The 11,569-nt window shown below is 33.6% G+C and carries 13 protein-coding genes; 3 read left to right on the top strand and 10 right to left on the bottom strand.

The window, feature by feature from the left end:
• Window positions 1-73: 73 nt before the first annotated feature.
• Together CD036_RS05930 and zapA are read right to left on the bottom strand one after the other, a co-directional pair.
• Window positions 74-595, bottom strand: coding sequence for a CvpA family protein (locus tag CD036_RS05930; protein ID WP_002510889.1), 522 nt, complete (start codon window positions 593-595; stop codon window positions 74-76).
• Entirely contained in the window at window positions 592-861 is a 270-nt protein-coding gene (zapA, locus tag CD036_RS05925; protein WP_103388163.1) for a cell division protein ZapA, read from the bottom strand. Before zapA ends, CD036_RS05930 begins: the two co-directional genes overlap by 4 nt.
• Window positions 862-1,243: 382 nt before the next feature.
• Between zapA and rnhC the strand changes: the two genes are divergently transcribed.
• Window positions 1,244-2,173, top strand: a complete 930-nt coding sequence (gene rnhC, locus CD036_RS05920; RefSeq protein ID WP_103388162.1) for a ribonuclease HIII — start codon at window positions 1,244-1,246, stop codon at window positions 2,171-2,173.
• Between the two features lie 162 nt (window positions 2,174-2,335).
• On the opposite strand, the gene pheT is transcribed toward rnhC, so the two are convergent.
• From pheT to CD036_RS05885, 6 genes are all read right to left on the bottom strand, one after another.
• The gene (gene pheT, locus CD036_RS05915) at window positions 2,336-4,738 is read right to left on the bottom strand and encodes a phenylalanine--tRNA ligase subunit beta (protein ID WP_103388161.1); all 2,403 of its coding nucleotides are present in this window, start codon (window positions 4,736-4,738) and stop codon (window positions 2,336-2,338) included.
• Window positions 4,738-5,796, bottom strand: coding sequence for a phenylalanine--tRNA ligase subunit alpha (gene pheS / locus CD036_RS05910; protein ID WP_002510885.1), 1,059 nt, complete (start codon window positions 5,794-5,796; stop codon window positions 4,738-4,740). The genes pheT and pheS overlap by 1 nt, the downstream gene beginning before the upstream one ends.
• 324 nt (window positions 5,797-6,120) lie before the next feature.
• Window positions 6,121-6,861 (bottom strand): TrmH family RNA methyltransferase, encoded by a 741-nt coding sequence (locus CD036_RS05905; protein ID WP_002510884.1) that lies wholly within the window; start codon window positions 6,859-6,861, stop codon window positions 6,121-6,123.
• 18 nt (window positions 6,862-6,879) lie between these two features.
• Complete coding sequence (locus tag CD036_RS05900; protein WP_103388160.1) at window positions 6,880-7,845, bottom strand: M23 family metallopeptidase; 966 nt, start codon at window positions 7,843-7,845, stop codon at window positions 6,880-6,882.
• A gap of 95 nt (window positions 7,846-7,940) precedes the next feature.
• Complete coding sequence (rpmF, locus tag CD036_RS05895) at window positions 7,941-8,114, bottom strand: 50S ribosomal protein L32 (protein ID WP_002435373.1); 174 nt, start codon at window positions 8,112-8,114, stop codon at window positions 7,941-7,943.
• Window positions 8,115-8,196: 82 nt separating this feature from the next.
• The gene (locus tag CD036_RS05885; protein ID WP_002510882.1) at window positions 8,197-8,736 is read right to left on the bottom strand and encodes a YceD family protein; all 540 of its coding nucleotides are present in this window, start codon (window positions 8,734-8,736) and stop codon (window positions 8,197-8,199) included.
• Between the two features lie 126 nt (window positions 8,737-8,862).
• Here CD036_RS05885 and CD036_RS05880 point away from each other — a divergent pair, with 126 nt between their 5' ends.
• Window positions 8,863-10,002 (top strand): nucleotidyltransferase, encoded by a 1,140-nt coding sequence (locus CD036_RS05880; RefSeq protein WP_002510881.1) that lies wholly within the window; start codon window positions 8,863-8,865, stop codon window positions 10,000-10,002.
• A 73-nt stretch (window positions 10,003-10,075) separates the two neighbouring features.
• Here the strand turns inward: CD036_RS05880 and coaD are convergent, their stop codons facing one another.
• Window positions 10,076-10,561 (bottom strand): pantetheine-phosphate adenylyltransferase, encoded by a 486-nt coding sequence (gene coaD, locus CD036_RS05875; RefSeq protein ID WP_002510880.1) that lies wholly within the window; start codon window positions 10,559-10,561, stop codon window positions 10,076-10,078.
• A gap of 1 nt (window position 10,562) precedes the next feature.
• Window positions 10,563-11,105, bottom strand: a complete 543-nt coding sequence (gene rsmD, locus CD036_RS05870; protein ID WP_021458947.1) for a 16S rRNA (guanine(966)-N(2))-methyltransferase RsmD — start codon at window positions 11,103-11,105, stop codon at window positions 10,563-10,565.
• Between the two features lie 74 nt (window positions 11,106-11,179).
• Between rsmD and CD036_RS05865 the strand changes: the two genes are divergently transcribed.
• On the top strand, window positions 11,180-11,569 hold the full coding sequence (locus CD036_RS05865; protein WP_021458948.1) for a DUF7147 family protein: 390 nt from the start codon (window positions 11,180-11,182) through the stop codon (window positions 11,567-11,569).

The raw sequence follows: 11,569 nt of genomic DNA, 5'->3' as shown, positions 1-11,569 counted from the left end.
TTTGCCTTGGTAGCAGTATGGCCGCTTTGTCTTATCCTCCTATGTTTTTATCCTTCATCACCTATGAAAGATATTAAATATTCACAACAAACTGAGATAGTATGGGTAGTTGTGTTATAAGTTGCTTCGCAATTATCGAAGATGTCAATTGGGATTGAATCCACGCGTTAGGGTAAAGTGAAGTAATATATAGCAACGGTACGAGATAAATACTTGCCGCAAATATACTGACAATGACTCCTATTCCCCTACTCATCTTACTTAACTTATGTGCTAATATTAAATTGTCAAACGTAACGATAATGGCATAAAAAATAAGTTTTGCCAGTGATGCTATAACAATAAAGGCAATAATATGATAGAAACGAGTTTCTAGATGATTAAATGATATTGCAAATGTTATATCATAAGCCTGTGTTTTAGGATAAGGCAAAAACAATTCCAAGCGCTCTGCTATTGGTAAATAATAGGATTTAGCAATAAATAAGGCTACCATCGTCGTACCTATATGTAAAACACTAAATGCTGTACCACGTCTAAATCCAATAAATCCTAAAAAAATAATAAATAATAGACTTAGTACATCGATTATCATTGGTCTTTTCTATCTTGGAGTTGTTTAATCTGTTGTTGCAAACGTTCATTGTCCTCTTCCAATTGCACTTTTTCATGCATCACATTAACCGCTGTTAAGATTGCTTTTCTTGTAGTATCTAAACCAGCATTTTTACGGCCTAACTCCTTTAGCTTTTCATCTACTAAATTCGCTACATAGCGTATATGCTCTGGATTATCCGTACCAACAATTGTATAGTGTTGGTCATTGATATTGACGTTAATTCGATTTTTAAAATCACCCATATTTAGCGCCTACCTTTTTCAGTAATTTCCAATATATAGTTAAATTTATGTTTATTAAAAATTATTAATATATTTATCACACACCATTATACATGACTGTAAATTATTTTGTAAGACCTGTATTTGAATTGATATAGAACTGCTAATAATTATTATTTGCTGATTGATAATTTAGTAAATCAGCAAAATTAATTAAATCGATGTCTTTTTGTTCAAATATTTGCTAAATACCTTTATAACTCACTAATACGTAGAATATTATGTGGTAATGTATACTTTTATCTTTCCGTTGAATTGATGATATAGTCGCTAAATTTTCTACATTTATGATAAGATTAACGTTGTCTTTCAAACAATTAAAATTCAAAAGTGGTGACACATTATGGGAAATATCGTACATAAATTAACTAACACTGAAATACAAACATTAATGCAACAAATTGACTTTGATACAGCGCAATTACCACAAGGTATGAAAGCAAAAACAAAGTATAAAAGTACAGTGATATCAATTTATAATTCTAATAAAGTGATGTTCCAAGGTAAAGATGCAGAAGCTATTGCACAACAATTGCTACCTAAGAAAACAGCAACAACATCACCTTCAACAACCAAACAAACGCCAGCAACTTCTATAGCCTATAACCAATTTAATTGTATAGGAAGCGATGAAGCAGGTAGTGGCGATTATTTTGGACCTTTAACAGTATGTGCTGCATATGTTTCTACTGAAAATGTAGCTATTTTAAAAACATTGGGTGTAGACGACTCCAAAAAATTAACTGATGCTAAAATTGTAGAACTTGCTGAACAATTAGTGACTTTCATTCCACATTCTTTACTGACTTTAGATAATGATTGCTATAATGACAAACAACATACTGGTTGGTCTCAAGTGAAAATGAAAGCTGTACTACATAATGAGGCAATAAAAAACGTAGTTACAAAGTTAAATAGCGCACCGCTAGATTATATTGTTGTCGATCAATTCGCGGAACCTAAAGTTTACAAACGCTATACGTTATCAGCGTTACCTTGTGAATCAAAAACTCAATTTGAAACCAAAGGTGAATCTAAATCAATTGCTATTGCCGCAGCTAGTATTATTTCCAGATATGCTTTCGTAAAACACATGGACAAAATGTCACAACAACTTAATGCCACAGTGCCTAAAGGTGCCAGTAAAAAAGTTGATCTATTTGCAGCAAAACTTATTGAGCGACATGGTGTAAGTTTTCTTGATCATCTAAGTAAAAAGCATTTTGCCAATCGTAATAAAGCTCAGCAACTCGTTACCTCAAAATATCAATAAAATTAAACATAAAAAAGAGCCCTAGACATAAAACGTCTCTGACTCAAAAATAAACGTCAATTTCTATCGAGAAGATATGGAAATTGACGTTTTCTTTATTTTTTATAGCAAAATATAAAGAGGACCAATCCATTTTAAAGATTAGTCCTCTTTTTGTGAGCATTATCTTACTGTCGCACCTTGGGCAACTAATGCTTCTAAAATATTGTCATGTACAGCATTTACTTTATCATCTGTTAATGTATCTGCAGTATCTAAATAGTTAATTCTAATAGCTACAGATTTTTCGTCTTCTGCAACATGTTCACCTTGATATACATCAAAGACTTGTGCATTTTGGAAAATATCTCCACCATTTTGTTTAATTGTGTCTAATAATTTTGCTGATGGCAGATCTCTATTAATAACTAAAGCTATATCTCTTGTTACTCCCGGGAATCTAGGAATTGGTTCGTAGTTAATATAGCCCACTGCGACAGCCATTAACTTATCATAATTTAATTCAAAGACATAAGTTTGTTTTAAATCATAATCTTTTTCGACATTTGGATGTAACTCACCAATAAAACCAACAACTTGGTCATTCAAATAGACATGAGCTGTACGGCCAGGGTGTAAACCATCAATTTCTGTAGCTTCATAAGCGAATGATAGGTCTAATACTTCGGCAATACGATCTACAAAACCTTTGGCAATAAAGAAATCAATTGCTTCTTTTTTACCTTGCCATTGGTTAACAACATAATCCCCTGTTAAAATTCCGCTTAAATATTCAACTTCATCTGGTAATTCGCCTTCCTCGTTACCAAAGAAAACTCTACCAAGTTCATAGAGACGCACGTCATCATTTTTACGAGCTACATTATAAGCTACTGCATCTATCAAATGTGGAATTAAACTTTGACGTAACGTCGCATGTGCTTCACTCATAGGCATTAATAAATCAATTGTGTTATGTTTCTCTAATGTAAAGTCTTGCGCACGCTCTTTACTAATTAGTGAGTAATTAATAGCTTGACTTAAACCTGCCCCTTCTAAAGTCGCTTTAATTTGACGCGCTTTAGCTTGGTTATCTGTTAGTTCACCACTCGTAACTTGATCAAACACAGGCAATGTAGATGGAATTTCATCATAACCATAAATTCTAGCAATTTCTTCAATTAAATCCTCTTTAATTGTAATGTCTTTACGTCTTGACGGTACTAACACCTTAATTGTGTCACCGTCACTATGTGTTTCAAAGCCAAGTTGTACAAAAATACTTTCGATATCTTCAACTGTTAGATTAAAACCTATTGTGTTATTTACTTTTGCTACTGTTATCTCAATAGGTGTTACAAAACTACCTAAATCACCTGCTGCAACGCGATCAGCTAATACCGTACCATTGGCGTACGTTGCAAGTAAGTAACATGCTCTATCTACTGCTTCATCTACAAATTCAGTAGCGATACCTTTTTCAAATCTACTTGACGCTTCACTGCGTAAATTCAATCGTCTTGAAGTATGACGAATTGACACTGGATCAAAGATAGCACCTTCAATAACTACATTTTTTGTTTCCGCTGTGACTTCTGAAAAATCTCCACCCATAACACCAGCGATAGCAATTGGTTCTTGACCATTTGTAATCACTAAATCTGAAGATTGTAACTGGCGCTGTTGGTCATCTAACGTGTTCATCGTTTCTTGATGATTTGCATGACGTACCACGATAGAATCAGAACCGATTTGATCTTTATCAAACATATGCAAAGGTTGACCATATTCTAACAATACATAATTCGAAATATCTACTACATTATTAATTGGTCTAATGCCTGCTTTCATTAAACGCGCTTGCATCCATATTGGAGATGGTGCAATTGTCACATCAACTACTGCACGCGCACTATAATATGGTACATGATCTGTAGCATCAATCGTGACAGATAATTGGTCTGAGATGGAACTTGTCGCTGTTTCAGTAGTACTTTGTGGTTTTGTCATTGTCGTATTATAAAGTGCCGCTGTTTCATAAGCAGTACCTATCATACTTAATGCATCAGCTCTATTTGGTGTCAAATCAAATTCCATTACTTGATCGTTTAAATATAATGCATCCAATGCATTTGTTCCTGGAGCGACTGCTTCTGGAAATACAAAAATACCATTTTCAAATGCTTTTGGAACTACATTTTCGGCAATACCAATTTCTTGTAATGAACAAATCATACCTTCTGAACGTTCGCCACGTAATTTTGCTCTTTTGATTTTAATACCACCAGGTAATCTTCCACCTACTGTTGCTACAATTACCGTTTGTCCTTTATCGACATTAGGTGCACCGCACACAATTTGTACAGGTTCACTCTCACCAATGTCTACCGTACAAACATTTAATTTGTCAGCATTAGGATGAGGTGCTATAGCAGTAATATAACCTACAACTAAATTTTTGATATCTTCGGTGTAATCTATAATATCGTCTACTTCAATCCCTGTACGTGTAATTCTTTCAGCCAATACATTTACTGGTTGATTTATATCTATATATGATTCTAACCATTCTTTTGAAATTAACATTACGCTTCACCTCTATCTTCTACTGCTTTAAATTGATTTAAGAACCTTACATCATTAGTATAAAAATGACGAATATCTTCAATGCCATATTTCAACATAGCAATTCGATCTGGACCCATACCAAAGGCGAAACCAGTATATTTCTCTGAGTCAAATCCAGCTTTTTCTAGTACATTAGGATGTACCATACCAGCGCCTAATATTTCAATCCAGCCAGTATGTTTACAAACGTTACAGCCTTTTCCTTTACACTTAAAGCATGAAATATCAACTTCGACAGATGGTTCTGTAAATGGGAAATAACTTGGACGTAAACGGATTTCACGTGCATCACCAAAAAGTTTTTTAGCAAGTAATTCCAAAGTACCTTTTAAGTCACTCATTTTAATATTTTCATCAACTACTAATCCTTCAATTTGAGTAAATTGATGACTGTGCGTCGCATCATCTGAATCACGTCGATATACTTTACCTGGACAAATAATTTTTACAGGTGCTTGGCCATTACGTTGTTCCATAGTTCGCGCCTGAACAGGTGACGTATGTGTACGCATTAAAATTTCTTCAGTAATATAAAAACTATCTTGCATATCTCTTGCTGGGTGAGATTTAGGAAGATTTAAAGCTTCAAAATTATAATAATCTTGTTCCACTTCGTAGCCATCAACAATTTCATAACCTAAACCGAGGAACAAGTCTTCTATTTCTTCAATTGTGCGCGTTAAAGGATGTTTTGCTCCGATAGCAATTTTACGACTAGGTAAAGTCACATCAATTTTTTCAGTCGCTAATTGTTGTTCCAATTTAGCCTCTGCTAAAATTCCTTGGCGTGCTTCAATTGCATTTTCAATAGCTTGACGTACTTCATTCACTTGTTGACCGTATGCAGGTTTTTCCTCATTAGGCAAATCTTTCATACGTTTCATTAATGCACTAACCGAACCTTTTTTACCAAGATATTTCACTTTTATTCCTTGTAATATTTGTTCGTCATTAGCTTCATTTATATCTATTAAAGCTTGTTGCTTTAATTCCGACATTTCTACTGGTAGAGCCATAGTAGTTCCTCCTTATATTACCGTTTCATTTACTTCATTATTACAAAAAAAGACTTTCACCCCTCTGTAATTAAGGGACGAAAGTCTTTCCGTGGTACCACCCAAATTTATGCAATTGCATACACTTGTTAGACATTGGTAACGGAATGTGAGCCGACTTAAATTTCTTTAAGTAACCAAAAAGGTGAAAAAAATTATACATTATTGGAATAATTTACAGTCATGATTATTCTCCCTGAACAATAATTAGTGATAATTTACGTCTTTTTATTGGTTTATATTTTTTTCATTCAAAATAATTATATACGATGTTGGTAGTAAGGGTCAACCTTTCAAATGATACATTAAAATACTACCAGCAATGGCTACGTTGAGACTTTCAGCTTTACCATAAATAGGGATATTTAAATTCTGTGTTGTTTCGGCCAATAAGTCAGGGTTAACACCTTCACCTTCATTACCTAACAATAGTGCAAAATGATTTACATTTGCCACCTCATTAAATGGTTTTGCATCGTTAAGAGCCGTACCAAAGATATCTCCTTGGAATGATTGCATAAATGTATGTAAGTCGTCAGTAACGATTGGTAAATGAAACACACTGCCTTGACTTGCTCGTAATACTTTATCTTGATACGGATCCGCAGTCCCTTTTTCTAAGACGATTAAATCTAAACCAGCCGCATCTGCAGTTCTAATCAATGTCCCTAAATTACCAGGATCTTGAATACGATCTATTAGCAAAACTTGTGTTGCTTTAGTAGTATCATAAGTTGGTTTTTCGATCACAGCGAAAAAACCTTGAGGTGTAACAGTATCAGACAGTGCTTCAGCTACTTTGATGTTAATTTCAAAACATGTTTCAGCATAGTCCACAATTTGGCTATCTAATCGACCTTGTTCAACCATAAATAATTGTAAAATTTTTATGTCACTTTTAAAAGCTTCTTCAATCAAGTGATGACCTTCAATTAATGCCAAACCTGTTTTATCTCGTTCCCGTTTCTTTTTTAATTTAGTAGCTTGCTTAATTTTACTATTTTGTGCAGAAGTAATGTTTTCCATAACATATCCTCACTATCTTTAGTTTTTAAATCTGTGTAAAAGATGTAAGCCATAATTTTTCAATACATTTGTGAGCGCGTGATGTGATTCTATTTTCATTTTATCACCTGAATAATAAACCTTATCGCCTCTTAGTGGCTCATTTTGGTCTAAAAATTTAATTTTATAAGTATAACCACTATGTGTTTTAATTTTATTCATAATATGAAAATGGAGATGCGGTTCACTACTGTTGCCAGAGTTACCTATGTTAGCAATATGTTGTCCTCTTCTTACAATATCACCTACATCTACCTTGATAGAGTCACTTTGCAAATGGGCTACTATGCTATATTCATTTAGTTGATGTTGAACGATAACGAAATTACCTTCTGGATGATTCGTATTGGCTTCACCTGGGGTATTGTCTTTAATATTTTTTAATGTTTGTACTACTTTTCCATTGGCTGGAGCTACAACTGATTGACCATAACAATAATAATTTTCATTTTGATTAGGTGTACCTTGATAAGTCATATCTTCATTTACCATTGTTAAATCATAAGCATTACGCTGATATTTAAAATTAAAATGATGATTTAATAATTCATTATCCCCGCCGGCACTAACAAAATATTCTCCTTCAATTGGCATCGTATAATATTGTTTTGTCAATTTTTGCGATTTATTTTTTTCTAATGGTAATAACACCATACTGACAATTTCATTATATTTATTAAGTGTCACACTAACGCCTGCTTGCCCATTGTCAGCTATCCAAATAAATTCATCTGTTTTATTGACTTTTATATGGCGAAAAAGCGTGTGGGTAGTGCTAATTTTATTATACTCTTTTAGTATTGATTTTAACTCTACTAATGAAGTTACATCTTGAAAATAGTCACTAAAATGGTTATATAACCACTCGAAATCATTTGCTTCAATTTTCTCTATAATGTTCTGCTGTTTTAATGTGCTCACATTGTCACTACCAATCATTGTCATTAGATTTACATATCTAAAAAAATCGTCCAAAAATTATTGACTTAATAATTAATGAACGATTGTGTTGACTTAATGAAGTCATTTACATATTGAAATTATTTTGATACAACTTCTTCACCATTGTATGAACCACAGTTCTTACATACGCGGTGAGATAATTTGTATTCGCCACAGCTTGGGCATTCTGTCATACCTGGTACTGAAATTTTGAAATGAGTACGACGTTTATTTTTTCTTGTTTTAGATGTTCTTCTTTTTGGTACTGCCATGATTTATCCTCCTTATATTCAAACACAAAATCATTAATGTTCAGATTCAATAATCTATTATACTATAGATTACTTGAAACTGCTATTGCTCTTCGTCATATAATTGTTGTAATTTTTGAAGCCTTGGATCGACTTGCTTAGACTCTGACGCTTCTTGTTCTTTTTTAAGTTCAGCCGCTTGCGTTTCGTCAATAACTTCCCAACCATTACCTTCGCGCATCATTTGATCACTATTTTCTGCAAATGCACGCATTGGCTTTTCTATGATGACAAGTTCTTCTGCGATATCTTTTAAATTTATCATTCCATCAGTGGCATCGTGATAATGTTCATCATCTTCACTGTATGAATCAAATCCCTCTAAATCAAAAATTTCTTGAGAAGTAGTATCTAGCGGCACTTCTACAGGAACTAAGGTTCTGGCACATGACATGGTATAAACACCAGTAATATGCATATCTGCGATAACCTCGTTTGATTTAACGGTTAGTTCACCTTCTACCGTAATGGCAGATAAATCTAACAAATCCAATGAGTCTTTCAAATGATCAAAATTCACCGTTTGCTTAAATACAAATGGCTCATCTTGGTATTTTCTTAATTGCGTTATTGACCATTTCATATGGCTTCACCTCTAACAAGCACAAAATTTATTTTAACTTTATAGATTTAAGTTGTCAAGATTTTTTCTTAACACTTTTATATCTGTTACAATATCTATAATGAATACCGAAAGGAAGAAATGCAAATGAAAAGCGTTGCGTTAGTAACAGAGTATAATCCCTTCCACAATGGTCACTTATACCATGCCAAACAATCAAAGTCAATCTCAGGAGCAGATATTAGTGTCGCAATCATGAGCGGACAATTTGTCATGCGTGGTGCCCCTGCATTTTATAATAAATTTCTGCGCACACGTATGGCATTACAAGCCGTCGATATTGTTGTTGAATTACCTGCGTTTGCAGCAATATCTGCAGGCCAATACTTTGCTGAAAGTGCTGTTAAGGTTGCACAGTACCTCAATGTTGATCACTTGTCATTTGGCAGCGAATCTGGAAATATCACAGAATTTCAACAAGTAGCGCAACAATTAACACAATTGGAACATACACCAGCTTTCACCCAAAAAGTAAAAGAAGGTAAAAGTTATCCTCGAATTATAAGTGAACTGACGAATAATAATACAATTTTAAAGTCACCGAATAATACATTAGGTGTATCCTATGTGAGAGCAATTCAACAATATGCGCCACATATCCAACCTTGGACCATTTCACGTCATCAAACTAATCACCATGAGAGTAATATTATCAATCCAACATATGCTAGTGGTACTTCTATTAGAAATGCACTACAAGACAATGATCCAAGTTGGCAGTCTGTCGTACCTAATGATATTCAACAGCTATATACTGCGCCACATTTGACAGTAGAACAGTGCTTTCCATTTTTAAAGTATGCTATCATCACACACTCTATTGAAGCATTACAAGGCATTCATTTAATGAATGAAGGACTAGAACAACGTATTAAAAAGTATATTGGACAAGCAACCTCTTTTGCTGAATTAATGCAACTTTTAAAAACTAAACGTTATACTTATACACATATACAACGTGTCTTAATGAATATATTGTTACAGTTCTATCAAGGTGACAAGCCACAAAATATCGAAGCCGTGCATATATTAGGAATGTCACAACAAGGACAACGCTATCTAAAGCAACTCAAAAAGCAGTTCCCAGAACGTCATTTTGTTACTAATATCAATAAGCAAAATGCACACTTTTTCTCTTCCGAAATTCGCGCAACAACAGTTTATAATTTATTGTCACAACAACAAGCTACCGATTTCAACACCCCGGTAATTCGTACTGAAACTTAAAAACCTACTGTTTACAAAAAACGTATAACTACCTAGTGTGGATGCACTAGGTAGTTATACGTTTGCACAGCTATTATTTTTTAAACTTTTCATTCAATGCTTTTGCAACATGCTCTGGCACAAAATCAGAAACATCTGCTTTATATGCAGCTACCTCTTTGACCACACTAGAACTAATAAATGAATAATTAGTACTCGTCATCATATACAATGTTTCAACATCGCTATTAAGTTTTTTGTTCATTGAAGTCAATCTCAGTTCATATTCAAAATCACTTACAGCACGTAGTCCTCTAATAATAGTTTGTGCACCAATTTCATCACAGAAATCCACTAAAAGCCCACTAAAGGCATGCACAGTGACATTGTCTAAACCTTTAACAGATTCTTCAATTAAAGCCATCCGTTCATCCACCGAAAAAGTGCCTGCTTTACTGCTGTTTTTTAATACACAAATATGTATTTCATCAAATCGATCCGTACTTCTTTCAATGATATCTAGATGTCCAAAAGTAATTGGGTCAAAACTTCCTGGAATCACAGCTTTTGTAGTAGTCATATTATTCTCCCTTTTCTAGTAACAATGTGTCTGTTAGCCCGTAATGATACTGCTTTATTTTATGAAATGGTTCATACTTTATAGTTTCTTTATGATTAAACTCACAGATGATAATACCATGTTCTTTTAATAAATCAAATTTTGCTATTGCTTCTAATGCTTCGTCAATAAGCCCTTTATCATAGGGTGGGTCTAAAAAGATGTAATCAAACTGAATCTCTCGTTTACTTAATGCTTTTAACGCTCTATCTGCATTGTTTTTATATACTTCTGCTTGTGCTTCAATACCTAAACTTTTTAAATTACCTTTAATGACTTGTGTTGCTTTAAAATTTTGATCTACAAAAATAACTTTTTCCATACCTCTAGACAGTGCCTCTATACCTAAGGCACCACTGCCTGCAAATAAATCTAAGCCTAAGCCCGATACTTCATGTAAACTATTAAAAATCCCCTCTTTGACTTTGTCCATAGTTGGTCGTGTATTACGCCCTTCCATACTTTCTAACGGTTTACTTTTGTGTACACCTGAAATTACTCTCATTGTTATCTACACTTCCAATCTCACACCAAATTTTATATAATTTTATATGCACAACGTAAAAGGAGACATATAAAATGAAACAATCATTTATTTTGCTAGGTGAAGGTCTCACCGATTTGTTTGAATTTACAACATTAATTGAATATAACCATCAACGAATTGCAGCCATTGTCAATTTTCATACACCCATGTCGGACAAACAGCGTTCTTCTGTAGCGATAATTATGCATCCAACAACAGAACGACATTTTCAAGCTATGTACATTATGATAAATGCCTTTAATTATCCGTATCCAAAAACTAATAAAAAATTTGAACTCATTAAAGAATACGCAGAACAATATAATCTATCGTTTAAAGGGATTGATGTCCAACCACCTGAAACGTATCATGATTTAGATCTATATTTTAATTATTTGACCAGTGTTTTACGCATGCAAAATTGGATTCCACCGTTACAATAA

It is taken from the genome of Staphylococcus arlettae, assembly GCF_002902345.1.
GTDB lineage: Bacteria > Bacillota > Bacilli > Staphylococcales > Staphylococcaceae > Staphylococcus > Staphylococcus arlettae.
Note: the sequence above shows the minus strand (reverse complement) of the source record. Positions and strands in the feature narration are given on the sequence as shown.

Bases quoted from the DNA above. Each gene is read 5' to 3' on its own strand.
- rpmF (WP_002435373.1), bottom strand. From the start codon at position 8,114: ATGGCAGTACCAAAAAGAAGAACATCTAAAACAAGAAAAAATAAACGT.
- coaD (WP_002510880.1), bottom strand. From the start codon at position 10,561: ATGACTACTACAAAAGCTGTGATTCCAGGAAGTTTTGACCCAATTACT.
- rsmD (WP_021458947.1), bottom strand. From the start codon at position 11,105: ATGAGAGTAATTTCAGGTGTACACAAAAGTAAACCGTTAGAAAGTATG.
- CD036_RS05900 (WP_103388160.1), bottom strand. From the start codon at position 7,845: ATGACAATGATTGGTAGTGACAATGTGAGCACATTAAAACAGCAGAAC.
- pheT (WP_103388161.1), bottom strand. From the start codon at position 4,738: ATGTTAATTTCAAAAGAATGGTTAGAATCATATATAGATATAAATCAA.
- CD036_RS05885 (WP_002510882.1), bottom strand. From the start codon at position 8,736: ATGAAATGGTCAATAACGCAATTAAGAAAATACCAAGATGAGCCATTT.
- CD036_RS05865 (WP_021458948.1), top strand. From the start codon at position 11,180: ATGAAACAATCATTTATTTTGCTAGGTGAAGGTCTCACCGATTTGTTT.
- CD036_RS05880 (WP_002510881.1), top strand. From the start codon at position 8,863: ATGAAAAGCGTTGCGTTAGTAACAGAGTATAATCCCTTCCACAATGGT.
- CD036_RS05905 (WP_002510884.1), bottom strand. From the start codon at position 6,861: ATGGAAAACATTACTTCTGCACAAAATAGTAAAATTAAGCAAGCTACT.
- zapA (WP_103388163.1), bottom strand. From the start codon at position 861: ATGGGTGATTTTAAAAATCGAATTAACGTCAATATCAATGACCAACAC.
- pheS (WP_002510885.1), bottom strand. From the start codon at position 5,796: ATGGCTCTACCAGTAGAAATGTCGGAATTAAAGCAACAAGCTTTAATA.
- CD036_RS05930 (WP_002510889.1), bottom strand. From the start codon at position 595: ATGATAATCGATGTACTAAGTCTATTATTTATTATTTTTTTAGGATTT.
- rnhC (WP_103388162.1), top strand. From the start codon at position 1,244: ATGGGAAATATCGTACATAAATTAACTAACACTGAAATACAAACATTA.